General features: G+C 65.3%; 24 protein-coding genes. 9 read left to right on the top strand and 15 right to left on the bottom strand.

The window, feature by feature from the left end; genetic code table 11:
* Nucleotides 1-61 precede the first annotated feature (61 nt).
* Nucleotides 62-892: a universal stress protein gene (locus tag DW352_RS08540; RefSeq protein WP_115690323.1), complete on the bottom strand. Its 831-nt coding sequence runs from the start codon at nt 890-892 to the stop codon at nt 62-64.
* A gap of 167 nt (nt 893-1059) precedes the next feature.
* On the opposite strand from DW352_RS08540, the gene DW352_RS08535 reads away from it, so the two are divergent.
* Nucleotides 1060-2379 carry a dicarboxylate/amino acid:cation symporter gene (locus tag DW352_RS08535; protein ID WP_115690321.1) on the top strand — a complete coding sequence of 440 codons (1320 nt, stop codon included), beginning with the start codon at nt 1060-1062 and terminating at the stop codon, nt 2377-2379.
* A gap of 133 nt (nt 2380-2512) precedes the next feature.
* On the opposite strand, the gene DW352_RS08525 is transcribed toward DW352_RS08535, so the two are convergent.
* The 3 genes from DW352_RS08525 to DW352_RS08515 are packed head-to-tail and all read right to left on the bottom strand — an operon-like array spanning nt 2513 to nt 5497.
* Nucleotides 2513-3490 carry a histidine kinase dimerization/phosphoacceptor domain -containing protein gene (locus DW352_RS08525; protein WP_210209990.1) on the bottom strand — a complete coding sequence of 326 codons (978 nt, stop codon included), beginning with the start codon at nt 3488-3490 and terminating at the stop codon, nt 2513-2515.
* Nucleotides 3491-3549: 59 nt separating this feature from the next.
* The gene (locus DW352_RS08520) at nt 3550-3963 is read right to left on the bottom strand and encodes a response regulator (protein WP_115694308.1); all 414 of its coding nucleotides are present in this window, start codon (nt 3961-3963) and stop codon (nt 3550-3552) included.
* Nucleotides 3964-4009: 46 nt separating this feature from the next.
* Entirely contained in the window at nt 4010-5497 is a 1488-nt protein-coding gene (locus DW352_RS08515) for a sensor histidine kinase (protein WP_115690319.1), read from the bottom strand.
* 159 nt (nt 5498-5656) lie between these two features.
* On the opposite strand from DW352_RS08515, the gene DW352_RS08510 reads away from it, so the two are divergent.
* The gene (locus DW352_RS08510) at nt 5657-7285 is read left to right on the top strand and encodes a peptide chain release factor 3 (RefSeq protein WP_115690317.1); all 1629 of its coding nucleotides are present in this window, start codon (nt 5657-5659) and stop codon (nt 7283-7285) included.
* Nucleotides 7286-7479: 194 nt separating this feature from the next.
* Here DW352_RS08510 and DW352_RS08505 read toward each other — a convergent pair whose 3' ends face one another.
* The 5 genes from DW352_RS08505 to DW352_RS08485 form a co-directional block, all read right to left on the bottom strand.
* Nucleotides 7480-8523, bottom strand: coding sequence for a linear amide C-N hydrolase (locus tag DW352_RS08505; RefSeq protein WP_245434458.1), 1044 nt, complete (start codon nt 8521-8523; stop codon nt 7480-7482).
* Nucleotides 8524-8635: 112 nt separating this feature from the next.
* The gene (locus DW352_RS08500) at nt 8636-8893 is read right to left on the bottom strand and encodes a hypothetical protein (protein WP_115690313.1); all 258 of its coding nucleotides are present in this window, start codon (nt 8891-8893) and stop codon (nt 8636-8638) included.
* 166 nt (nt 8894-9059) lie between these two features.
* Nucleotides 9060-9752, bottom strand: a complete 693-nt coding sequence (locus DW352_RS08495; protein WP_115690311.1) for an isochorismatase family protein — start codon at nt 9750-9752, stop codon at nt 9060-9062.
* A gap of 145 nt (nt 9753-9897) precedes the next feature.
* A complete protein-coding gene (locus tag DW352_RS08490) occupies nt 9898-10872 on the bottom strand; it encodes a Bug family tripartite tricarboxylate transporter substrate binding protein (RefSeq protein WP_115694307.1) in 975 nt (324 codons plus the stop codon).
* Between the two features lie 16 nt (nt 10873-10888).
* Nucleotides 10889-12241 (bottom strand): FAD-dependent oxidoreductase, encoded by a 1353-nt coding sequence (locus tag DW352_RS08485; RefSeq protein WP_115690309.1) that lies wholly within the window; start codon nt 12239-12241, stop codon nt 10889-10891.
* A gap of 136 nt (nt 12242-12377) precedes the next feature.
* On the opposite strand from DW352_RS08485, the gene DW352_RS08480 reads away from it, so the two are divergent.
* The 7 genes from DW352_RS08480 (at nt 12378) to DW352_RS08450 (ending at nt 18326) form a co-directional block, all read left to right on the top strand.
* Nucleotides 12378-13268 (top strand): LysR family transcriptional regulator, encoded by an 891-nt coding sequence (locus DW352_RS08480; RefSeq protein ID WP_115690307.1) that lies wholly within the window; start codon nt 12378-12380, stop codon nt 13266-13268.
* Between the two features lie 99 nt (nt 13269-13367).
* The gene (locus tag DW352_RS08475; protein WP_115690305.1) at nt 13368-13952 is read left to right on the top strand and encodes an NnrU family protein; all 585 of its coding nucleotides are present in this window, start codon (nt 13368-13370) and stop codon (nt 13950-13952) included.
* Nucleotides 13953-13969: 17 nt separating this feature from the next.
* Complete coding sequence (panB, locus tag DW352_RS08470) at nt 13970-14791, top strand: 3-methyl-2-oxobutanoate hydroxymethyltransferase (RefSeq protein WP_115690303.1); 822 nt, start codon at nt 13970-13972, stop codon at nt 14789-14791.
* A 302-nt stretch (nt 14792-15093) separates the two neighbouring features.
* The gene (locus DW352_RS08465; RefSeq protein ID WP_115690301.1) at nt 15094-15747 is read left to right on the top strand and encodes a tetratricopeptide repeat protein; all 654 of its coding nucleotides are present in this window, start codon (nt 15094-15096) and stop codon (nt 15745-15747) included.
* Between the two features lie 9 nt (nt 15748-15756).
* Nucleotides 15757-16332: a hypothetical protein gene (locus DW352_RS08460; RefSeq protein ID WP_162826862.1), complete on the top strand. Its 576-nt coding sequence runs from the start codon at nt 15757-15759 to the stop codon at nt 16330-16332.
* A gap of 85 nt (nt 16333-16417) precedes the next feature.
* Nucleotides 16418-17785: a ribosome biogenesis GTPase Der gene (gene der, locus DW352_RS08455; RefSeq protein ID WP_115690297.1), complete on the top strand. Its 1368-nt coding sequence runs from the start codon at nt 16418-16420 to the stop codon at nt 17783-17785.
* Between the two features lie 124 nt (nt 17786-17909).
* Entirely contained in the window at nt 17910-18326 is a 417-nt protein-coding gene (locus DW352_RS08450) for a hypothetical protein (RefSeq protein ID WP_115690295.1), read from the top strand.
* 59 nt (nt 18327-18385) lie between these two features.
* On the opposite strand, the gene DW352_RS08445 is transcribed toward DW352_RS08450, so the two are convergent.
* The 6 genes from DW352_RS08445 to DW352_RS08420 form a co-directional block, all read right to left on the bottom strand.
* Nucleotides 18386-19114 (bottom strand): hypothetical protein, encoded by a 729-nt coding sequence (locus DW352_RS08445; RefSeq protein ID WP_115690293.1) that lies wholly within the window; start codon nt 19112-19114, stop codon nt 18386-18388.
* Nucleotides 19115-19175: 61 nt separating this feature from the next.
* Nucleotides 19176-20633 (bottom strand): MFS transporter, encoded by a 1458-nt coding sequence (locus tag DW352_RS08440; protein ID WP_115690291.1) that lies wholly within the window; start codon nt 20631-20633, stop codon nt 19176-19178.
* A gap of 124 nt (nt 20634-20757) precedes the next feature.
* Nucleotides 20758-21186 (bottom strand): hypothetical protein, encoded by a 429-nt coding sequence (locus DW352_RS08435; RefSeq protein WP_245434366.1) that lies wholly within the window; start codon nt 21184-21186, stop codon nt 20758-20760.
* A 178-nt stretch (nt 21187-21364) separates the two neighbouring features.
* On the bottom strand, nt 21365-22114 hold the full coding sequence (locus DW352_RS08430; protein WP_115690287.1) for an SDR family NAD(P)-dependent oxidoreductase: 750 nt from the start codon (nt 22112-22114) through the stop codon (nt 21365-21367).
* Nucleotides 22115-22254: 140 nt separating this feature from the next.
* Nucleotides 22255-23745, bottom strand: coding sequence for an amidophosphoribosyltransferase (purF, locus tag DW352_RS08425; RefSeq protein ID WP_115690285.1), 1491 nt, complete (start codon nt 23743-23745; stop codon nt 22255-22257).
* A gap of 2 nt (nt 23746-23747) precedes the next feature.
* Nucleotides 23748-24347: a CvpA family protein gene (locus tag DW352_RS08420; RefSeq protein ID WP_115694306.1), complete on the bottom strand. Its 600-nt coding sequence runs from the start codon at nt 24345-24347 to the stop codon at nt 23748-23750.
* Nucleotides 24348-24409: the final 62 nt, after the last annotated feature.

The following is a 24409-nucleotide window of genomic DNA, read 5'->3' as shown; positions in this document are numbered from 1 at the left end:
GAGTTTGGGGCGGGATGTGAAAGCTCAGCTTGTAGAACAAAGCGAGAATATCGCGCCGTCGCTAATACGCGATCGGCACGGCGAGCAGGGGACAGGGCGCCTGACGCAGCACGCGTTCGGTGGTCGAGCCGCGCAGCACATCGAGGAAGCCATGGTGGCCTGCGGTCGGCATGCCGATGAGGTCCGCCGACCAATCATTGGCGGCGGCTACGATGGCCTCGACGGCGTCGCCTTGTCCGACGGCCACGGGAAGCTGACGCCGCGGCGCCCCGGGTTGCGGGATCACGGGCGCGTCGCCGCCGACATGCAACAGGCGCTCCTCGGCATCGATGCCGGCGACGAGCTGGGCAAAGGCCATGATGCGGGCCCGCGGTGCCGCCGGCGGCGGCTCGTGATCGATCGGGATTAGCACGCGCTTCAAATGCACTTCGCCGCGTCGTGGATCGATGAAGCCGCGCGCTTTGGCCGGCACGAACAGCGTCACCGAACGGCTTTCGCGCGCGAGCCTTTCCGCGATCGAGCCGCGCAGCCAGCGCGCGACGCCTTGCCGGCCTTCGGTGGCGAGCACGATCAGGTCCGCCGTGTGACGGCTCAGATACTGCATGACGCCGCTCGCCGGAGATTGCGGCTCCAGTTCGACCTTGCGGACGGTCAGTCCGAGCTTTTCGGTCATGGCCGACGCCGGATCGTGCGGGCTGAGCAGGCCCCAATCCGCGAGCAGTTTGCGCACCTGCGGCAGCTGCTCCCACTCGTCGTTCGCATGCGAGGCGGCAACATGGAGGATGGTCAGGGTCGCCTTGGCGGTGAGGGCGATCTTCAGCGCATGCACGAAGGCGGCGCTGCTGGCATCCGAGAAATCGGTCGGGTGGACGATATGGCTGATGGTGGCCATGGAGGCACTCTGTGGGGCGTCACTTCCGCATAGCAGCACGCGGCTGCGATACTTTGCGTCAAATCAACTTACTGAGAGGTGATGTACGGATTCCCAGGGCTTGATCGGGTGCGACAATTTTGCCATCTCCATGGTTGTCGGGGGATAGGTTCTACCTGGAATTTTTCATGACCGAAGTCGTCGCTAAGCCTGCCCGCCAGCCCTGGTACAGCATTCTCTACATTCAGGTCCTGATCGCCATCGTGCTCGGTGTCGTCCTCGGCCACTATTGGCCGGACCTCGGCAAGTCGATGAAGCCACTCGGCGATGGGTTCATCGCGCTGATCAAGATGATGATCGCGCCGGTGATCTTCTGCACCGTGGTGCACGGCATTTCGTCGATGGGCGACCTCAAGCGCGTTGGCCGCGTCGGCGTCAAGACGCTGCTTTATTTCGAGGTGGTCTCGACCCTCGCGCTGGCGATCGGCCTGATCGTCGCCGAACTCCTTCAGCCGGGCGCGGGCTTCAACATCGACCCGGCCACGATGGACGCCAGGGCGGTGGCGACCTACGTCACCAAGGCGCAGCAAGACGGCGTTGTCGCGCATCTGCTCGCGATCATTCCCGACAGTTATATCGGCGCGCTGGCGCGTGGCGACCTGCTGCAGGTGCTGTTGGTCTCGATCCTTTCGGGCTTCTCGATCGCGTTGATGGGCAAGGCGGGAGAACCGATCGCCAAGGCGATCGACCAGGCCGCGCGTGTCTTCTTCGGCATCATCCGTATCGTGGTGCGCGTCGCGCCCGTCGGCGCCTTTGGCGCCATGGCCTTCACCATCGGCGCCTTCGGCATCGGCTCGCTGGCGCGGCTCGCGGCGCTGGTCGGGACGTTCTATTTGACGAGCATCCTGTTCGTGCTGCTGGTTCTCGGCAGCATCGCGCGGCTTTCCGGATTCTCGATCATCCGCTTCATCGGCTACATCAAGGACGAGCTGCTGATCGTGCTCGGCACGTCATCGTCGGAAACGGTGCTGCCGCAGATGATCCAGAAGATGGAGCATCTCGGCGCCTCGCGGCCCGTGGTCGGTCTCGTCATTCCGACCGGCTACAGCTTCAATCTCGACGGCACCAATATCTACATGACGCTGTCCATCTTGTTCCTGGCGCAGGCGACCAATACGCATCTGACCATCTGGCAGGAACTCGGCATCCTCGGCATCGCGATGATCACGTCGAAGGGCGCGTCGGGCGTGACGGGCGCGGGCTTCGTCACTTTGGCCGCGACGCTCGCCATCGTGCCGGACATTCCAATTCAAGCGCTGGCGATCCTGCTCGGCATCGACAAGTTCATGAGCGAATGCCGCGCGCTCACCAACCTGGTCGGCAACGGTGTCGCGTGCATCGTCATCAGCCGGTCGGAAGGCGAACTCGACAAGCACGCGCTGCACGAGGCCATGGCGCATCCCATCTTGGAGGGCGAGGCGCTGGAGCCCGGCGGGGCGAAGGCTTAGCGCCTGTTGGCGGCGCGTGTTTCGGGACTTCGTCATGCCCGGCCTTGTGCCGGGCATCCACGTCTTCGATGCTAGCAAGAAAACATGGATGGCCGGGACAAGCCCGGCCATGACCGGTGGAAAGGCCTAGACCTCACGCCGCGAATTCGAGCACCACGCGGGTGCCGGCGTGCTCCTGGTCGTAACGGATGGTCGCCTTCAGGTTCGACGCCATCGCTTTGATTACCCGCGTGCCGACGCCGGTGCCCTTGGGCGCATCGGTGCCGCGGAAGCCGACGCCATCGTCTTCCACCATCAGCACCAGGCTGGAGTCGGCGCGCCGCAGGAAGATGCGGATGCTGCCGGTGATGTTCTCCGGGTAGGCGTATTTGTAGGCGTTGGTCACCAGCTCGGTGATGACCACGCCGATCGAGACAGCCTTGTCGGTCGGCACCTTCATCTGCGTCTCGACACTGAGCGCGATCTTGTGGTGCTTTTCCTCGGCGTTCATCGCCTCGCTCAGCTCTTGCACGAGGCTCTCGATATAGGCGTCCATCTCGACGAAACGGACGTCGGAGGACGTGTACAGCCGCCGGTGAATGCCGGCGATCGCCGCGATGCGCGCCTGCATCTCCTGCAAGGCGTATTTGGCGCCTTCGTCCGTGACCGCGTTGCCTTGCAGCCGCGCCAGCGACTGCACCAGCGCGAGGGAATTGGCGACGCGGTGATTGACCTCCCGCAACAGCAATTCGGCGCGCTCTTTGGCCTCGCGCACCTCACGCTCGGCGCGCTCTTTTTCGCGCTTCCAGCGCTCCTGGCTGATCGCGGCGCGCACCGACTCGACCAAAAGATCGCGATAGTGTCCCTCGACGTCCTTCCACACATAGTCGACGGCGCCCGCCTTGAGCGCGGCGACCGCGACGCGGGCATCGTCCGACCCGGTGACGTAGATCACGGGCGGCGCGTCTTCGCGCGCCTTGATCGCGCGCAGTACGTCGAGGCCGGTCTCGTGGCCGAGATCATGGTCGAGTGCCACGATATCGATGTCGCCGGCGTCGAGGCGCTGGAGGCCATCTTTGCCGTTCTGGGCATGCTCGATCGCCAACCCCTTTTGCGCCAGCGTTCGCTGCATCAAGCGGCCGAGGCCGGGGTCGTCGTCGATGTAAAGGACGCGGTAGCTATCTGACACGTTCAATCCGCTACGGGCACCTGCATGACCGACAGGAAGAGGCCAAGCTGCCGGATGGCATTGGAGAAGCCTTCGTAATTCACCGGCTTCGTGATGTAGACATTGGCGCCGAGGTCGTAACAGCGCTGAATCTCGCGCTGGTCGTCGGTGGTCGTCAAGATGATCACCGGCGTGCGTTTGAGATGGGGATTGGCCTTCACCTTGGCCAGGATGTCGATGCCGGTCATATCCGGCAGATTGAGGTCGAGCAGGATGAGCAGGGCGCGATTGGCGCTTACCGTGCCCGAACCGTCGGCGCCGAACAGGAATTCGAGCGCCGCCGTGCCGTTGGCGAAAGGCACGATCTCGTTATTGACGCCGGCGCGGCGGATATTGCGCTCGATCAGGCGGGCATGACCTTCGTCATCCTCGATCATCACGATCACGACGGGTTCTGCGCTGTGGGTTTCGGCCATCATGCCCTCATTCTGTGTAAACGTGTCTGCTGTAGCGCGGCAGCCGCACCTTAAACCGGCTACCCTTACCGAGTTCGGAATCGACGGTGATGTCGCCGCCCAGGCGCCGCACCAGGGCGCGGACATGGGCGAGGCCGATGCCTTCGCCGGCCACATCCTGGGTGCCGGCGCGCCGGAATAGCTCGAAAATGCGCTCGTGGTCGTTCGGCGCGATGCCACGGCCGTTGTCGGCGACCTCGATCGTGACACCGCTCAGGTCCTCCTTGGCCGTGATCCGGATGTGTCCGGGCCGGTCCGCGGAGAGGTATTTCACGGCGTTGTCGACGAGATTGCCGAAAACCTGTTCGAGCGCAAGCCGGTCCGAATGGATGACCGGGAAGCGGTCGCCGAGCTCGATGCGGGCGCCGCGCTCGTCGAGCTGGTGCTGGACGCTGGCCGCGGCGGTGGCCAGAAGCGGCGCCAGATCGACCCGTTCCGACCGCAGCTCGCGCCGGCCTTCGCGCGACAGCTTGAGGATGGCGTTGATCAGGCGGTCCATCTTGGTCGTCGAGGCGCGGATGAAGCCGATGGCTTCGGGCAGGTCGGTGGTCGTGACCTCGCGCGCTTCCTCGAGCAGCATGGGGTCGGGTGTCTGGTTGTCGTTGGCCGAGAAGGCCCGTTGCAGCGCCGCGAGACCGGCCTCCATCTCGCTGGTGAAGCCGACAATGTTGACGAGCGGCGCCCGCAGGTCGTGGCTGACGATATAGGCGAAACGCTGGATTTCCTCGTTGGCGCGGGTGAGATCGGCGGTGCGCTCGGCGACCCGCGCCTCAAGGCTCGCATTGGCGCTTTCCACCTCGCGACGGGCCTGCACCAGTTCGCGGGTGTAGCGGCTGGTGGTCCAGATCGCCGTGGCGGCGACCAGGATGATGAGCAGCGAGGCAAAGACAGACACGAAAGTGAGATAGCGCGTGCTCTGCTGCATGGCGGCGAGGCGGTCGCGAACACGCGCGTCGGAGCGTTGGCCGATGACGTTGATCTGACCGCGGACGTTTTCCATGAGGTCGCGGCCGCGGTCCGCGTTGACGACCGCCAGGGCCCCGGCGGTATCGCCGGAGTCGGCAAGGGCCACGGTCTGCGACAGTTCCGCGATCTTGTCGTTGATGGCGGCGGCCAGGCGGGCGGCCTCGGCGGTGCCGTCCGGATCGTCCCTGATCATGTCCTTCAGTCGCCCCAGGGTTTCGTCCACCTGCGGCTTGGCCTTCTCGTACGGCTCGAGGTAGCGCCGGTCGTGCGTCAGCAGATAGCCGCGCTGGCCGGATTCCATGTCCTGCACCAGGCTAAGCAGCGTGGCGGCCAGCATCCGCGTGTTCCGCGCGCGCACCACCTCGTCCGAATGGTCGTTGACGCGCTCGGTCAGCCAGAGCGTCAGACCGACGATCACAAGCAACGAAATGACGCCCGCCAGCATCAGCAGGAAGATGCGGCGGATCAGGGAGATTTCCGTCAGGGCCATGAAGTGTTCTACTACGTGAGCTGCCGCGGGGAACAAGCCGTATATCGCGAATTCTTACCATTTTGCGCGGGAACCTTTTGTTCCGTTGGACGTTGAGCCGCCCTTTTCGCGCCGGGTTCCGGCTGTCCCTCCCTTGATCTTGGGCGGGTTCCCTGCCACATGCGGCGCATGAATAAGCCGCTATCCGCCGCCGATTCCGCTGCTCAGACGCCGATTGCCGCCGAAGTCGAGCGCCGGCGCACCTTCGCGATCATTTCCCACCCGGACGCCGGCAAGACGACGCTGACCGAAAAGCTGCTGCTGTTCGGGGGCGCCATTAACCTCGCCGGACAGGTGAAGGCCAAGCGCGACCGCCGGTCGACCCGCTCGGACTGGATGGCGATCGAACGCGAGCGCGGCATCTCGGTCGTCACCTCGGTGATGACCTTCGATTACGACGGCCGCGTGTTCAACCTGCTCGACACGCCGGGCCACGAAGACTTTTCGGAAGACACCTACCGGACGCTGACCGCGGTCGACAGCGCGGTGATGGTGATCGACGCCGCCAAGGGCATCGAGGCGCGCACCCGCAAGCTGTTCGAAGTGTGCCGGCTGCGCGACATCCCGATCGTCACCTTCATCAACAAGATGGACCGCGAGGCGCGCGATCCGTTCGACATCCTCGACGAGATCGAGAAGACGCTGGCGCTCGACACGACGCCGATGACCTGGCCGATCGGGCAGGGCCGCGATTTCGCCGGCACCTACGACATCGCGAGCGGGGAGATGCGGCTGCTGACCGACGACGGCCGCACGGTCGACCGTCAGCCGCTCGATCTTGCCTCGCTCGCCGCCAAGAACCCGATGCTCGACGCCGAAGCGATCGCGGAAGAGCTGAAGCTGGTGAAGGAAGCCTGCCGTCCTTTCGACTTCCAGGCTTTCCGCGAGGGCCATCTGACGCCGGTGTTCTTCGGCTCGGCCTTGAAGAACTTCGGCGTCAAGGATCTGCTCGATGCGCTCGGCAAGCTGGCGCCGCCGCCGCGCGCGCAGGTCGCCAATACGCGCAAAATCGACGCCCACGAAAATGCGATGACCGCCTTCGTGTTCAAGATCCAGGCGAACATGGATCCGAACCATCGCGACCGCATCGCCTTCGCGCGCCTCTGCTCGGGCAAGCTGCGCCGCGGCATGAAGGCCAAGCTGACCCGCACCGGCAAGCCGGTGACGTTGTCGGCGCCGCAGTTCTTCTTCGCGCAGGACCGCTCGGTGGCGGATGAGGCTTATGCAGGCGACGTGGTCGGCATTCCAAACCACGGCACCTTGCGCATCGGCGACACCTTCACCGAAGGCGAGGAACTGGCATTCCTCGGCGTGCCGAACTTCGCGCCGGAAATCCTCCGCCGCGTGAAGCTCGGCGATCCGATGAAAGCGAAGAAGCTGAAGGAAGCGCTGCAGCAGATGGCCGAGGAGGGCGTCGTGCAGGTGTTCCGCCCGCTCGACGGCGCGCCGGCGCTGGTCGGTGTCGTCGGTCCGCTGCAGCTCGACGTGCTCAAGGTGCGGCTGGCCGAGGAGTATGGGCTCGACATCGGCTTCGATCAGCCGGAATTCCAGCTCGCGCGCTGGATCGCTTGCGACGACCGCAAGAAGCTCGACGAGTTCGTCTCGGCCAACTATTCGTCCGTCGCCGAAGATCTCGACGGCGACAAGGTGTTCATGGCGCGCAACCAGTTCATCCTCGATTATACGCGCGAGCGCGCGCCGGGCCTGGTGTTCAACGACATCAAGGACGTGAAGAAAGAGGCGGCGTAAGGGAGCGTTGCTCCGCCTTTGATCTGTCACCCTAAGATGCCGTCGCGTGGCGACGGCCTCGAATGGCGACGGTCCAAGAGTCTCTGTCCGTCACCCTTCAAGTCCCGCGGAGCTTGTCATCGGGCCGCATTTTGCGCGGACCCATTGGCCCGCACCTCAGAATGACGGCCTTAGGCGTTGCCAGCGCGCACGTCTCACTGAACTCCCATGAACTTGAACGGCGGGGTCGCGACGAAATCCTTGGTCGCGTCGCCGGCAAAGGTGTGGTCCTGGTTCGGCCCGAGGTCCAGTTTCTTCACTTTGCCGGTGTCCTTGGAAAAGTCGATCTCCTTCAGATCGACCCAGAACGTGTTCGGCGTCAGCGCCGACTCGAAGAAATAGAGCTTGCGCTTGTGGTCGACCACGGTGCGCCAGCGCGTCGACGAGATGTTCGGCTGATCCGGCGTGCTGATGCCGAACGGCACCGATGCATTGCGGATGACGCTGAACACGCTCGCCAGCGCCAGGTTCGGGTCTTCGAACCTCGGTACCGCGTTGATGTAGAACGACGCGCGCGCGAAGCGATCGGCCGCGCGGTTGGTGCCGGGCAGCATCACGGTGCCGCCGATCTCCTTCCAATAGGCGTTGAGCGCCAGCTGATGCTCGAACGTGGGCGAGTTGGTCATCACCTGATATTTGCGGTCGTGATGGATGACCAGCTTGCCGCCGATATATTCGAAGATGGCGCTGTCGCCGGTCGCGTCCGAGAGCGACAGATGCAAGGTGGCGAACAGTTTCGTGCCGGGCACGTTGTCGCTGACGATGATGAACGGCTCGCCCTTGAGCGCATCGACAGCTTCCCCGACCGTCGCGAAATTATCGAGCACGTACTGCGCCCAGGCGGCGATGCTTAAACCCGGCTTGCTCGGATCGAATTTCGGATATTCCGATTCCACCAGCCATAGGATATTGGCGACGAGGCCGGCTTCGTTGACGCCGTCGCTCGTCGAAATGTCGTAAGCGGAGGCGATCACGCTGCCGTATTTCGATGTCCATTTGACGGTGTTGGGACCGGTCTCGCCGGTGCGCGCCATGCCGCGCGGGAAGATCCAGAGATTGGTTTGGATATCCTCCCTCCAGTCCATCGAGCGGGCGGTGATGACGATGTCGTTGACGCCGAGATAGACCGCGCGGGTACAGGCGTCGGCGGATGTCACGAACAACGCGGCGGCGGTAACGGAGGCAAGGATCGGCTTCATCAAACGGGACAGCGACATGCCTCGCATCCTTTCAATATCGACTCACATTGCGTCTCATCCACATGAGGCGCCGATAATCTCCGCTGTAATATGGAAACGCGCAAGAGGCGCGCTATGAGATGTGCCTCGCACGTCCTTCGCCGCGGCGGTCGTCATGCTCCTCGACCAGCGCGATCACGAGCGTGGCGCAGAACGCCGCCGCCAGGAGCCAAGAGGAGGTTTCCGCGATGGTCGTCGCCGTCGCTCCCGCAGGGCTGCCTGTCCAGGCGATGCCGACCGCTCCGGCGATCAACGCCGCGATCAGGCATAAAGCCATGATGGCGATCAGGACGATGTTGATTGTCTCGCGTGAGATGTTTCGTATCGCCATACCGAGCCCTCCTCGAGCGCGTCAACGACAAGTCTCACAGTCACCCTATCACGCGCGGCGCGGCAGATAGGTCAGTATCGCTTCCCTATGTTGTGTGCCATTTGCGCTGCCATGGACGCCGGGACGCAATCCCGGCGTGCCGGTTCACGGTGGGGTGGGTAGATGGCTACGGGCGACGGCTTTCCTGCGTCAACCTTTCGACCGCCTCATCGCTCGTCAGAACGTCGCCGAACTGCTGAATGATGGTCTCCAGCGCGGCGCGGTGTTCGTCGTCCGACAAAGCAGCCGTGCAGTCCGACAGCATGACGACCTTGAAGTCGAGCATCATCGCGTCGCGCGCGGTCGACTCGCAGCAGACATTGGTCTTGGTGCCGGCGATCAGCAGCGTGTCGACGCCGAGGTTTCGCAACACGCGTTCCAGCGAAGAGGCGCCCGGCACCAACGCGCTGTAGCGGTTCTTGATGATCGTGATGTCGTCGTTGCCTTGTTCGAGGCCGCTCCAGACCTTCTGCCGGCCGGGGGCGAGGCTTTCCATCGTGCGCTCGCGCACGTCGTCGGCGACGACGTGATTGAAGAAGACTTCCCAATCGCTCTTGCCGTTGGAATGCGTGTTGGCGTGCAGGACCCAGATCACCGGCACGCCCATCGGCCGCAGCCGCCGGGTCAGGCGGTTGAGCGGGTCGACGATGCTGCGCGACACGGCGACTTCCGCCGGGCTGCCCGGCGCGCAGAACGTCTCCTGCATGTCGATAACGACGAGGGCGGTGCGCTGCGGATCGAGCTGGTCGAACCAGTGCAGGCGGCCGCGCCGCGCGACGACACGATCGACGATCTCGGGGCGGATGGAAACGTTGTGCATTGGACCTCGGGGCGGCGCGGCTGCTGAGCGTTGACGGAACGTCTCGCTTACAGCGGCGCGGCGGCTTCAACAATGCCGCCGGCGCATGGCACCCAAGGGAAAACGCGCGCGCCCCGCGCCCGTCGGGCGCGAAAGGCGGAGCGCTTCAATTCACCTTCACGTCCGCGGCCTTGATCACCGGCGCCCAGCGATCGATCTCGGCATTCATCAGCTTGCGGAAATCGGCCGGGCTCGAGCCGACAGGCTCCATCAGCTGCGTGGCGAGCTTGTCGACCACGCTGGGCTGCTTGATGATCTCGACGACGTCCTTGTTGATGGCCTCGACCAGCGCCGGCGGCGTCGCGCCCGGCGCGATCAGGCCCATCCAGGCGTCGGCTTCGACGTCGATGCCGCTTTCCTTCAAGGTCGGCACGTCCTTGAGGAACGGCGAGCGCTTGGCGGTCGACACCGCGAGGATCTTCACCGCGCCGTTGGCCGCCTGCGGCGTCACCGAGATCGCCGGCAAACAACCCATCTGCGCGTCGCCGCGCATGATCGCCGTCATCGCCGCGGGCGAGGCTTGATAGGGGATGTGCACCAGCTTCACGCCGGCCTTGATCGCCAAGGCTTCCATCGCGAGGTGCGACAGCGAGCCGTTGCCGATGGAGGCGAAGTTGTACTTGCCCGGGTTGGCCTTCAGCAGCGCGATGAGTTCGGCGACGGTGTTGACGTTCAGCCCCGGATTGACGGCGAGCGCGCTCGGCTGGGTGATGAGCTGTGTCACCGGCGCGATGTCCTTCTGCGGATCGTAGGGCAGCTTCGAGAACAACAAAGTGTTGATGGCGAGCGGCCCGCCGATCGACACGCCGATGGTCGTGCCGTCGGGCGCGGCTTTCGCCACGGTGTCGGTGCCGAGATTGCCGCTGGCGCCGGGCTTGTTCTCCACCACGAAGACGCTGCCCGGATGCTTCTTGCCGAGGCCCTCGGCGACGAGGCGCGCGACGATGTCAGGCGTCGAGCCGGGACCGAAAGGCACCAGCACGCGCACGGTCTTCGGCGGCCAGCTTGGCGCTTGCGCCTGAGATTGCGCCGGCAACGCGGCGGCGACGAGCAGAAGGGCGGAGAAGGCAAGGCGTCCCAGCATGAGTCGTTTCCTGTTATGCGTCGCGGCCGAGATAGACGCCGCCACGTTCGAGCGTTTCTTGCAGGCGATCGACGGCAATATCCGCACAGGGGCTATTGCCGGCAAGCGAAAGGTGCGCCGCAGTTCCGGCGGCTTCGCCCATGACGAAGCAGCCGCCGGAGACGCGCGCCGCCGATTGGCCTTCATGCGTCATCGACGCGCAGCGGCCGGCGACGAGCAGGTTGTCGAGGCCGGGCGGGGTCAGCATGCGATAGGGCAGGTGATTGAAGCCGCGCGAGCCGGGAATGTCCGGCCAGCGCCAGGCGACGTCGCCGGCGACATGCGCTTCGATCGGCCAGCCATTGACGCCGATGGTGTCGTCGAAGCTGGCGCAGGTGAGCACATCGTCCGCCGTCAACTGATAGCGGCCGGTGATGCGGCGCGTTTCGCGCACGCCGAGCTGCGGCGGAATGTCGACGACATAGGCGTCGGCGAAGCCCGGCGCCTCGCGCTTGAGGAAGGCGAAGAAGTCGAGCGCCTGCTTGCGGCCGTCGATCTCGCCGCGGCTGAATTGAACGGCGTCCGTCGCATCGACGGCGTGGCCGTCGTCGTTCTTCACTTGCGTGACGTTCACGCGCCATTCGATGGAATGCTTCTGCGGCCGCACGATGGCGCCCTTGCGCGGGAAGGTGACGCCGCGCTTGGCGGCTTCGTCCATCAGCGCCGGAATGGTGCGCCAGGCTTCGCCGGCCTTGTCGGCATCGACGCCGTTCAGGCGGAACATCATGCTCGGATAAAGCAGGTCGCCATGCGCGTCGCCCTTCTCGTAAGCGGCGCCGGCGAAGGCGGCGAGATCGCCGTCGCCCGAGCAGTCGATGAAGACGCGGCCGAGGATCGCTTGGCGGCCGGATTTGGTTTCGACCAGCAGCGCCTTGATGCGCCGCTCGTCGTCCATCACCACGCCGGCGGCGAGCGCATGGAAAAGCAGGTCGGCGCCGCGCGACAGCAGCAGATCGTCGGCGGCGCATTTGAAGACGGCGGTGTCGTAAGCTTGGGCGTCGATCTTGCCGAACACGCGGTGCGGCGGATTGAGCCCGCCGAGCCGATCGATCCGACCGAGCAGGTCGTCGGCGACGCCGTGCACCACCTGCTTGATCTCGCCGAAGACGTTGGCGTGCAGGCCGCAGAAATTGGTGACGCCGGCGGCGGTGCCCATGCCGCCGAGAAAGCCGTAGCGCTCGATGAGCAGCACGCGGCGGGCGTGGGCAGCCGCCGCGGCGGCCGCGGCGAGACCGGCAGGGCCACCGCCGAGCACGACGACGTCGTATTCGCCGAAGACCGGCGTGTCGCGCGCGGGTTCGCGCAAATGTGCGGGGGAAGAGGTCATGTCGGCCCTGGCGTTTCCTGAGAAGGGACACCGCATTTACAGACCTGCGGCGCTTGCTGTCGCGACCCTAACCTTCTTCATTTCGGATGAGAATTAGCCGAATTGCGCTATATTCTGACGCAAATCGCGTGAGATCATGGATATCTACCTGAATTTCAAAGCCTTTCAGGCTGTTGCCCAGACCGGGAGTTTCTCCCGGGCCGCTCGGGACCTCGGGCTGGCCGCGTCCGTCGTCACCAAGCGGGTGAACCAGCTCGAAAGCGTGCTCGGCGCGACATTGTTTCGCCGCTCCACCCGCAGCCTCGTTCTGACGGAAGCGGGCGCGCGTTATCTCGACCGTTCGCGGCTGCCGATCGCCGAGTTCGATGCGCTCATCAAAGGTTCGTCGCAGGCCCCCGGCGAGGTCGAAGACTCGCTGCGCATCAAAGCGCCGACGTCGCTGACCGAGTTGCGCTTGCGGCCGGTGTTCGCGGCCTTCCAGGCGGAGTTTCAGAAGATCAGGCTCGAGATCGTGCTGCTCGATCGCATGGTCGATCCGATCATCGAGGGCTTCGACGTATCGATCGGGGCGCATTGGCCGCAATCTTTCGTCGGCGTTGTCGAGCGGCCGTTGTGTCCGCTGCCGCGCGTATTGTGCGCGGCGCCCGCCTATCTCGCGCGGCGCGGCGTGCCCAAAACGCCCCAGGATTTGATCCAGCACGATTGCTTGAGCTTCATTCCCACCGGCAACGATTGGACGTTCATGGGCCCGCATGGCGCGATCACCATCGCCGTGCGGCCGCGCCTGACATCCAATGACGGACAGATGCTCGTCGCGGCGGCGCTCAGCGGCGCCGGCATCGCGATCGTGTCGCGTTACATGACCAACGATCTTATCCGCTCGGGCGAGCTGATGCCGGTGCTCGTCGACTTTCCCATTCCCGATCTCTGGGTCAAAGCCGTCAGCCCGGAGCGTCGTGCGGCCACGCCAGCGGTGACGGCGCTCATCGAGTGGTTGGCCGTATCGCTGGCGGCCCATCCGCCGTGACATGCTGGCACATGCGTCATGCGGCGGCTGGACTTGCAATGAGGGCCACGATCCTCTACTGCGGCGCACAACAATTGGGCAATGTAGCGTGAGCGTGCGATGGGCCTGGGCATCCTCGTTCTCGGATTGGCGATCTTTCACGCGAACCATCTGTTCGTGACCATGCGCGACGCCCGCGCGGGTGTGATCGCGCGTATCGGCCTGCCGTTCTATCGCGTGCTGTTCTCGATCGTGTCGACGGTCGGCCTGGTGCTGATCGTCTGGGGCTTTGCCCAATATCGCGCGCATGGCTGGATCGACGTGTGGCAGCCGCCGTTGTTCATGCGCCACGTCACCATCGGTCTGATGCTGTTCGCGGCCATCCTGCTGGTCGCGACGTTCATCCCGAGCCATATCAAGGCCGGTGCGAAGCATCCGATGCTGGCCGCCGTGAAGATCTGGGCCTTCGCGCATTTGCTGTCGAACGGCGATCTCGGCTCGATCTTGCTGTTCGGCTCTTTTCTGGCGTGGGCGGTTTACGCCCGCATCAACGCGAAACGCCGCGCCGATGTCGCCTTGCCGGTCGCGCCCGCCGGCTGGACCAACGACGTCATCGTCGTCGTTGTCGGCATTCTCGTCTATCTCGCCCTCGGTTACGCCTTTCATCCCGCGGTGATCGGCGTGCCGGTGTTTGGGCAAGCTTGAAGCGAAGGTCAGCATCCATGTCAGTTCAAAGCGATATCAAGCGGTTCACGGCCCCCGACATCCGCGCACGCAAGGGCGGTGAGCCGATCGTGGTGCTCACCTCATATCATGCGCATACAGCCTCGCTCGCCGACAAATATTGCGAAGTGATCCTGGTTGGCGACTCGCTCGGCATGGTGATGCACGGCATGGAGTCGACCGTGCCGGTCACGCTCGACATGATGATCCTGCAGGGGCGGGCGGTGATGCGCGGCTCGCAGCGCGCGCTGGTCGTCGTTGACATGCCGTTCGGCTCCTACGAAGCGTCGAAGGAGCAGGCCTTCATGAGCGCGGTGCGCATCTTGAAGGAAACCGGCTGCGGCGCCGTCAAGCTCGAGGGCGGCAAGCGCATGGCCGAGACCATCCGTTTCATGACCGAGCGCGGCGTGCCGGTGATGGCGCATGTCGGTTTGACGCCGCAGGCAATCAACACGCTCGGGTCGTTCAAGGCGCAGGGGCGCGACGAAGCCGATTGGGCGCCCATCGAGCAGGACGCGCTGGCGGTGGCGCAAGCGGGTGCCTTCTCGGTGGTGCTGGAGGCGATGGCCGAGCCGCTCGCGCGCAAGGTCACCGGCGCGATCCCGATCCCGACCATCGGCATCGGCGCGAGCCCGGCCTGCGACGGACAGGTCCTGGTGATGGAGGACATGCTCGGGCTCTCGCCCCGCGTGCCGAAATTCGTCAAGCGCTACGGCGATCTCGCCGGCGGCATCGAGAAGGCGATCGCCGATTATGCCGCCGAAGTGCGCTCGCGCGCATTCCCGGCGCCCGAGCACACCTACGCGATGAAGAAGAAGTAGCGCGTCATTCCGGGGCGGCAACCAAAGGCGGCTTTAGCCGAGTTTGGTTCTTAAGTGCTGATCTCGGGCAAGCCCGAGATCAGGTGGGCCGGGCTTAGAATCCGTGCGCCGCAGCGCGGTGGTTTATGGATTCCGGGCTCGCGCGCGGGGCGCGCGCCTCGGAATGACGGCCTAACCCCCTGAATCTTAACGATTGTCGCTGCAACTTTTGCCTTGAGCGCGCCACATCGTTAGGTTACGGCCCTTCCCGCGCCCGGTCTCATGGGGTAGGGGGCGTTTTCCGAGCATTTCTGGAGCCGTGCGTGGCCGATATCTTTCATGAAGTCGACGAGGAAGTCCGGCGCGAGCAGCTCAAGCGGCTGTGGGACCGCTACAGCATCTTCCTCATCGCCGGCGCGGTTCTGATCGTCCTCGGCATCGCCGGCTGGCGCGGCTACGAATACTACGTGGGCAAGAAGGCGGCCGAGGCCGGTGCCCAGTTCGAGACGGCGCTGGCGCTGGTCGAGGAAGGCAAGCAGGCCGAAGCCGAAGCGGCCTTCGACAAGATCGCCGCTGACGCGCCGGAGGGCTACCGCGTGCTGGCGCGCTTCCGCGCCGCGGCCAGCCTCGCGACCACCAAGCAGGCCGATGCCGTGAAGGCCTTCGACGCGCTTGCTGGCGACAGCACGCTCGGGCCGCTTTGGCAGGATCTCGCCGGCGTACGCGCCGGCATGCTGCTGGTCGACACCGCGCCGCTCGCCGATCTGCAGAAGCGCCTCGATCCGCTCGCCGAGTCGGGCCGGCCCTATCGTCACAGCGCCCGCGAACTGCTGGCGCTGTCGGCCTGGAAGAACAACGACGCAGCGGCCGCCAAGCGCTACATCGATATGATTGCCGGCGACGCCGAGACGCCGTCCGGCACGCGCCAGCGGGTCGACGTTCTGTCCGCGCTGATCGCCGGCAACGGCAAGAGTTGAGGCCTTCCCATGCGTATCCGTCGTGTTGTCCTTTTGGTTACGCTCCTTGCGGTCGCACCGGTGATCGCGGGCTGCTCGAATTTCGATCCGGACAGCCTCGACGTCTTCAATCTCAACGAGAAGAAGAAGCTGCCGGGTGAGCGCAAGGACCTGTTCCCGAACGGCGTGCCGGGCGTGACGCAGGGCATTCCGCCGGAATATCTCAAGGGCAATACCGCCGAACAGCCCGGCGCCGCGATCAGTGCCGCGTCGGTTTCGCCCTCGGACGAGCAGAAGGCGGCCGCCGCGGCGGCTCAAGAGGCCAAGCCGAAGCCGAAACCGCGCGCGCGCGTTGCCGCGCGGCCACGCGCGAAAGTCAGCGCGCCATCGTCGGCAGCCGCGCCGGCGCAGCAGCAGCAGGCGGCGCCTTGGCCGGATCAGCAGCAACAGCAGCAATCCGGGTCGCCCTGGCCTTCGGCGCAGCCGCAGCAACAGCGGCCGCAACAACAGGCATCGGACCCGTGGGGCGGACCACCGGCCCAGAGCACGACCAGCACCGCGCCCTGGCCGTCGGCACCGCCGCCGGGTACTTTCTCGAAGCAGTAAGGCGAACCCGGCCTTCGCTGCGCGACAGACGTCACCTCGTGCGGTTCGTCTTTTGCCGCGTCGGGTGAACGGATAAAGAAATCCCATGAATTTCACTGTCGCCATTGTCGGCCGGCCGAACGTCGGCAAGTCGACCCTGTTCAACCGGCTGGTCGGCCGGCGTCTCGCGCTGGTCGACGACCGGCCGGGTGTGACGCGCGACCGCCGGGAAGGCGAGGGGCACCTCGGCGATCTCACCTTCACCATCGTCGACACCGCGGGTCTGGAAGAGGCCGGACCGGAGACGCTTTCCGGCCGCATGCGCGCGCAGACCGAGACGGCCATCTCGCAGGCCGACGCCATCTTCTTCATGATCGACGCGCGCGTCGGCCCGACGCCGGTCGACCGTGCCTTCGCCGCGGTGGCGCGCAAGTCCGGCAAGCCCATCGTGCTGGTCGCGAACAAGAGCGAAGGCCTGGCGGGCGAAGCCGGCCGCATGGACGCGTATTCCCTCGGGCTCGGCGACCCCATCCCGGTATCGGCCGAACACAACGAAGGCATGGTCGATCTTTACGACGCGCTGGTCGCGGCGCTGCCGGAGCACACGGCGGTGCAGCGCGAGGAGGCGAAGGCCGCCGCCGAAGGCGCGCATCCGATCCGCGTCGCCATCGTCGGCCGGCCCAACGCCGGCAAGTCGACGCTGATCAACCGCCTCATTGGCGAAGATCGCCTGCTCACCGGTCCCGAAGCCGGCATCACGCGCGATGCCATCTCGGTCGATTTCGTCTGGCACGATCAGACATTCAAGCTCTACGACACGGCCGGCATGCGGCGGCGCTCGCGCGTCGACGAGAAGCTTGAGAAGCTGTCGGTGGCCGATGCGCTCAACGCGGTGCGCTTTGCCGATGTCGTCGTGGTGCTGCTCGACGTCGACAACGCATTCGAGGAGCAGGATCAGCGCATCGCCGATCTGGTCGAACAGGAAGGCCGCGCCCTCGTCATCGCCGTCAACAAGTGGGACCTCGCCGAGAAGAAGCCGGGCGCCATCGGCAAGCTCAGGACGACCGCCGAAGAGAAGCTCATGCAGCTCAAAGGCGTGCCGCTCGTCGCGGTGTCGGGACTGACCGGCGAGGGGCTCGACCGCTTGATGCAGGCGATCCTCGACGCGCACGAAGTGTGGAATAGGCGTATCTCGACGTCGGCGCTGAACCGCTGGTTCGAGGACGTCGTCAGCGCGCACCCGCCGCCGGCCGTGTCGGGCCGTCGTCTCCGGCTCAATTACATCACGCAAGTGAAGACGCGGCCGCCGAGCTTCGTCGTGTTCTGCACGCGCGCCGACGCGGTGCCGGACGCCTATAAGCGTTACTTGGTCAATTCGCTGCGCGACACGTTCGATCTGCCCGGCACGCCCATCCGCATAATGCTGCGCGAGAAGTCGAACCCGTTCGAGCACAAGGCCAAGCGCAAGAACTGAAGCGAAACGGTTTCGTAGACAACCAATATTATTGACGCGCTAACAGGAACCGGGGTCTCGACCCCGCGTTGCCGCTCGGGCGACGAAGTGCGCACGCTCTGTGCGCCTCATCGAGGAAACACGGATGGATAAGAAGATCGCGGGTTTGCTCGGCGCAGTTGCTGCGCTGAGTTCCTTGCCGTCGGCCCAAGCGGCCGCGCCTGCCATCGAGCCGACACATACGGCCGATGCCATGCAGGTTTCGTCATATGCTGACTTGCTGACGCCGGTGCCGAATGCAGTCGCGGTCTTGAAGGCGGACGACGCGGCGCGGGCGCAGATGTCCGCCGACGAAGCGCAGGCGCCTGATGGCGTGCAGGTCGCTCAATACTATTACCACCACCACCACCATCATCATCAGATCTTCATCCGCCGCTATCACCACCATCATCATCACTGGCGGCGTTGGCATCATCACCACCATCATCACCGCTACTACCGTCACCACCACCACCATCATCATAGTCACTACATGATGCTGCAGCGCGATGAGGACGCCTAAGGCGTTCGCGAACTGACGAACGGGCCCGAACGATGTTCGGGTCCGTTTCGTTTCGGCGCTTAGCTGTCGCGCGCCTTGGCCTTGGCGGCGCGCAGGATGTGACGATAAGTGCCGTCGAACACGGTGCTGGTCGAAGACACCCATTCGGTTTCCTTCGACAGCGTGTCGCGGCTGGCGTGGATGCGGCGGCTGCGGACTTCGCGCTCGGCGGCTTCTTCCTCGCTCATCGGTACGAGTTCGAACTCCGGCTCGACCGGCACGAAGATCATTTGCATGAAGGGTTCGCCCGGCCGGAAGATATGCGTCTTGCCTTCCGGCGGCGCCTTGAAGACCACGAACGAAATCATCGGCCACCAGCTCGTGCGCAGCAGCGCCGGCACCGCGAGCGGCACCTCGTCGTTCGGATCGGTATAATAGCGGGGATGCGGCTCGGTGCGCACCGCGGTGTGGTCGCCGGCGTGCAGATCGAGCAGCAGCTGGTAGGTGTAATAGCCCTCACCGAACGTGCGGAAGGGCGGCCATTGCAATCCGTTGTCGGGATCGCCGGCGCCGAAGTCGCCGTCGAGAACGACGCGGCCATCGCGCTTGGTCACGCGCAGCTCGGTATCATAGGGATAGAACAGCTCGATGCCGTACTGCGCGCCCTCCGTGAAGGGCATGCAATGCCAGACCTGTTCGTGGGAGCCGTCCTTGCGAGGTTCGGGTTTGCCGCCCCAACCGGGCATTTCCAGTTTGGTCCGCCGCGGTTTGAGCCGCGGATCGACGAGCCGGTATTTTATGATTTGCATGAAGCCTGCCTGAACTGGCTTCGCCCCGCCAGCAACGTGCCGGCCGGGCCAAAGTTCCCGTTCACGCCGCCGTTCCGCGCTCCCGCTTGTCCGGTGGCGGCGGCGGCGCTGGCGGCACCGTCAGCGCCATGATGACGGCGCCAGCGGCCGACAGCGCCGCGGCGATCGCGAGCGTGACCGCGTAGCCATAGACCAGCGAGCCGGCGCCGGCGGCGAGGGCGATGCCTGCGAGTTGCGCGATGCGGCTCGCCGCGTTGTTGACGCCGGAGGCGAGTCCCTCGTCGGTTTCCGCGACGCTCGACAAGACCGACGCCGTCAACGGCGTGATCAGCACGGCAAAGGCGATGCCGAGCAATGTCATGGGCGCGATGACGCCCCATGTTGTCGATGCTTGCCGGCCGAAGGCGAGCCAAAGGAACGCGGCCGCCGCAAGGGCCGGTCCGGCAATCAGCATTGTGCGCGCGCCGATGGCATCGGCAGCGGCGCCGAACGGACGCGACAACAGTCCAACACCGAGCGTGAAAGGCAGAAGCGCCGCGCCGGCTGCGGCGGGGGACAGTCCGCGCCGGTCGATGAGATCGAACGGCACCAAGAAGAACATGAGCGCGAGGCCCCAGTAGATCAGCAGCGTCGCGATGTTCAGCCCTACGAATGCGCGGTTCCGCGCAAGGCGGGGTGGCGTCATCGGATGCTCGGCCCTGCGCTCCCAGACGCCGTAGGCGATGAATGCGATGAGAGCACCGCCCACGGCGGTCACGGTCCAAACCGCAGACGTGTTGCCTGCCGTGTCGCCGCCGATCTGGCTCAGACCCCAGGCAAGGGCGCCGAGCGCGCCGGCAATAAGGATGGCACCGAGCGCGTCGAAGCCCCGCGGCTCGCGCGCATCGGGCGGCGCGTAAGCGTAAATCAGCGCGACAGCGGCGACCGCCAGGGGCGGGTTGATCCAGAACACCGCTTGCCAGCCGAAGGTCTCGGTCAACCAGCCGCCGAAGACGGGACCCGCCGCGGTTGTGAGCGACGAGGCGGCGGCCCAGACGCCGACGGCGCGGTTGCGTTCTTCCCTCGGGTAAGTGGCGCCGATCAAAGCGAGGCTTGCCGGCGTCAGCAGTGCGGCACCGATGCCTTGGACGATGCGCGCGGCGATCAGCCAGCCGACATTGGGCGCCAGCGCGCAGGCGATCGAGGCGGCGGCGAAGACGAGGCAGCCGACGGCAAGAATGCGCGCCTTGCCGTAGCTGTCGGCCAGCGCGCCGCCGATGAGCGTGAGCGCGGCCAGCACCAGGACGTAGCCGTTGAGCACCCATTGCACCGAGGCGAGGTCCGCGCCGACGGCGGCGCGCAACTTTGGCAACGCCACCGTCAAGGCCGAGCCGTCGACGAATGCCATCGTCGATGCGAGCACACAGGCCGCGAGGACCACGCGGCGGTGATGCGGAGCGATTTCGCGGCCGAGCAGGCGCGGACACGGCTCGGCATCGATCAAGCCGCGACTACAGGGTTCGACGAAAGGCTGCGCCATCGCTCGGTTCTCCATCCGCTCAGATAGAGACAACGCCGGCGATACGCGAGTACACGTTGCTCGATAACGACCTATACAAAAAAAGCCGCCGGTGACCGGCGGCTTTTCATGTGGGTCGCTGGCGCTACTTCTTGGCGCAGATCGCGGTCATCGCCTTGGCCGGTCCGCATTTTGCGGCCGAAGCCTCGATTGTCGGCTGGAGCGGGCTGTCCGCGGCGCACACCGCCGAGGCGATCACTTCGCCGGTTTCGCAGGTCACCGTGCAGCCGGCGGCGCCGCACTGATCGGCGCCGAGTGCGATCACGCGCAGCTTGCTGTCGGCGGTGCCGGCTGCACCGGGATCGCCTTTGTCACCCTTCGGGCCCGGGTCGCCCTTGTCGCCTTTCGGTCCGGGATCGCCTTTGGCGCCGGCAGGGCCTGCCGCGCCCATCATCCCCGGCACACCGGAGTCGCCCTTCGGGCCGGTGGGGCCGGGCGGTCCTTGCGGACCTTCGAAGCAACCTGCCAACAGAAATGCGATCGCGGTCAGTGCCGCTGCGGTCACAATGCGCATGCTCATCCCCCTTTTGCGTAATGCCTGTCTACGCGTTTCCGCGCGCCCCTTTGCCGTGCGCAGAATCGTTCTCATTTTTTGTCAGGCTAACCGGGATGGCAAACGGACAAAACCGGAAAGGCCGCGCTTTGACGCGGCCTTTCGCATGTCGATCTCGTGAAAAGGGAGCGTCGTCCGCTCAAGACGGCGGGTGGAAGGCCAGAAACTTCTTGGCGATGAAGTCGTAGACTTGGCCGCTCTCGGTGCACGCCGGCAGGCAAAGCGGCAGCAACGCTTTGACGACTTCTTCCGGCGTCGGCAGCGTTTCCGGATCGACGCCCGGCCAGCCGGCCGCATACATGCGCGTGCGCGTGGGGCCCGGATTGAAGGCGTTCACGCGGAGATTGGTGGACGCCGTTTCCGCCGCGTAGATTTGCACCATCGTATTGAGCGCGGCCTTGGTCATTGCATAGGGACCGGTATAGGCCTGCGCGCGCCAGCTCAAACCCGAGGTGACGAACACCGCGCGGCCGGCAGTGGAGGCGCGCAGCAGCGGATCCATGGTGCGGATGAGCTGCCAGTTCGCGGTGACGTTCACCGCGAAGAGATTGTCCCAATCCTTCGGTTCGACATGGCCGAGCGGCGACAGGGGGCCGAGCACGCCGGCATTGCCGACGAGGACGTCGAGGCGCTTGTAGCGCTCGTGCAGCGCCAGCGCGAGGCGGGCGATGCCGTCCATGTCCTTCATGTCGACAGGCACCAAGGTAGCGGTGCCGCCGACGGCTTTGATCTTGTCGTCGAGCTCTTCAAGTCCGCCGACGTTGCGGGCGACGGCCACGACATGCGCGCCCGCCGCGGCGAGCTCGAGCGCGAGCGCCGCGCCAATGCCGCGCGAGGCGCCGGTGACGAGGGCGATTTTGTCGGCGAGGGGTTTGGAAGCGTCAGTCATTGTCTGTCATGGCCGGGCTTGTCCCGGCCATCCACATCCTGGTTCTACTGGGAGGGTTTTAAAGACGTGGATGCCAGACGCAACTCGCCTTTAAGCGGGTTTCGCCGCTTAACAGTCACAAGTCGGGCAGGGCGAAGTACTTAAATCGCTTCCGCCAGCAGCGAGAGCTGCTTCTGACTGGGGTCCTGCATCCCCTGGTCGGTCAGCGGCGTCGGATAATCGCCGGTGAAGCAGTGGTCGGTGTATTTCGGCTTGGCCGGATCGCGGCCGGGCTCGCCCATGGCGCGATAGATGCCGTCGACCGACAGGAAGGCGAGGCTATCGGCGCCGATGAACTGGCGCATGCTCTCGAGGTCGTGCGTCGCGGCGAGGAGCTTGTCGGCGTCGGGGGTATCGATGCCGTAGAAGTCGGGATGCTTGATCGGCGGCGAGGAGATGCGGAAGTGCACTTCCTTGGCGCCGGCATCGCGCATCATCTGCACGATCTTGCGCGAGGTGGTGCCGCGCACGATCGAGTCGTCGACCAGCACGATGCGCTTGCCTTCGACGACCGCGCGATTGGCCGAGTGCTTCATGCGCACGCCCTGATCGCGGATCGCCTGCGTCGGCTGAATGAAGGTGCGGCCGACATAGTGGTTGCGAATGATGCCGAGTTCGAAGGGAATGCCGGACTCTTGCGCGAAGCCGAGCGCGGCGGGCACGCCCGAATCCGGCACCGGCACGATCACGTCGGCCGCGGCCGGCGACTCCATGGCGAGTTGCGCGCCCATGGCCTTGCGCACCTCGTAGACCGGACGGCCACCGACGATGGAGTCGGGGCGCGCGAAATAGATGTATTCGAAGATGCAAGGCCGCGCCGCCATCGGCGGGAACGGCTTATGCGACTGGAAGCCGTCTTCGTCGAAGATCACGACCTCGCCGTTCTCGACGTCGCGCACATAGGTGGCGCCGATGATGTCGAGGGCGCAGGTCTCGGAGGCGAGGATCGGGCAGCCGTCGAGCTTGCCGATGACCAGCGGGCGGATGCCGAGCGGATCGCGGGCGCCGACCAGTTTCTTGTTGGTGAGGCCGACGAAGGCATAGGCGCCTTCGAGCTGGCGCAGGCCCTCGATGAAGCGATCGACGAACTGGTTGCGCTGCGAGCGCGCGACCAGGTGCAGGATCACCTCGGTGTCGGTGGTCGACTGCATCATGGCGCCTTCGCGCACGAGATCGCGGCGCAGCTTGATGCCGTTGGTGAGATTGCCGTTATGGCCGATGGCGAAGCCGCCGGCGTTCAGTTCGGCGAACAGCGGCTGCACGTTGCGCAGGATGGTTTCGCCGGTGGTCGAATAGCGGACGTGACCGATGGCGCTGGTGCCGGGGAGGCGGTCGATCACCTCGCGCTTGGCGAAGGCGTCGCCGACGAGGCCGAGCCGGCGCTCGGAGTGGAAGCGGCTGCCGTCGAAGGAGACGATGCCGGCGGCTTCCTGGCCGCGGTGTTGGAGCGCGTGCAGGCCGAGGGCGGTAATGGCGGCTGCATCGGGATGGTTGAATATCCCGAACACCCCGCACTCTTCCCGCAGACGGTCGGCGTTGGGGTCGAACTCCGTAGCGGCCGTCTCAGCGGGGGTGTGCGGGGCTTTTTGCATCACTATCGCGTTCCGGTGGTTCGTGGCGCTGGCGCCGGGACATCCGACCGTTGCTGCGGGTCGGGTGCATCGTCTTGATCTTCCGGCTTGGGCTTCTTCAACCTCTTCAAGATGGTGCTTTCAGGGTCATCCGGCAACATGGACATCAGCCATTGTCCCGTACTTTGCAGCACGACTTTCGACTTGGCCCCGCGCACCCACTCCGGTTGGCTGCGATCGGGCACCAACCAGGCGAAAAAGAGGAAAGCGACGACGACGATGATCAGGCCGCGGCCGAGCCCGAACAGGAATCCGAGGGTGCGATCGAGCGCGCCAACCCGGCTGTCGAGGATCATGTCCGAAATGCGGATGGTGATGATCGAGACGATGAGCAGCGTCAGCAGGAACACGCCGCCGACGGTGACCGCGGTCGCGACCATGTCGTTGTTGAAGTACGTCTTCGCGGTCGGCAGCAGCCGCGCATAAGCGTACAGCGTAGTCAGGGCGGCGACGCCCCAGGCGCCGATCGACAGGATCTCGCGCATGAACCCGCGGATCATGGCGAGGAGGCCCGAGATCAGCATGACCACCAGGAGAAGGATGTCGAGCAACGTGATCGGCATCAGGAGCTCATGCGTTCCGCGGATACGAGCCATACGGGCCTTGCCAAAGCGGAAAAGCTCTG

It is taken from the genome of Pseudolabrys taiwanensis (genome assembly GCF_003367395.1).
GTDB lineage: Bacteria > Pseudomonadota > Alphaproteobacteria > Rhizobiales > Xanthobacteraceae > Pseudolabrys > Pseudolabrys taiwanensis.
Note: the sequence above shows the minus strand (reverse complement) of the source record. Positions and strands in the feature narration are given on the sequence as shown.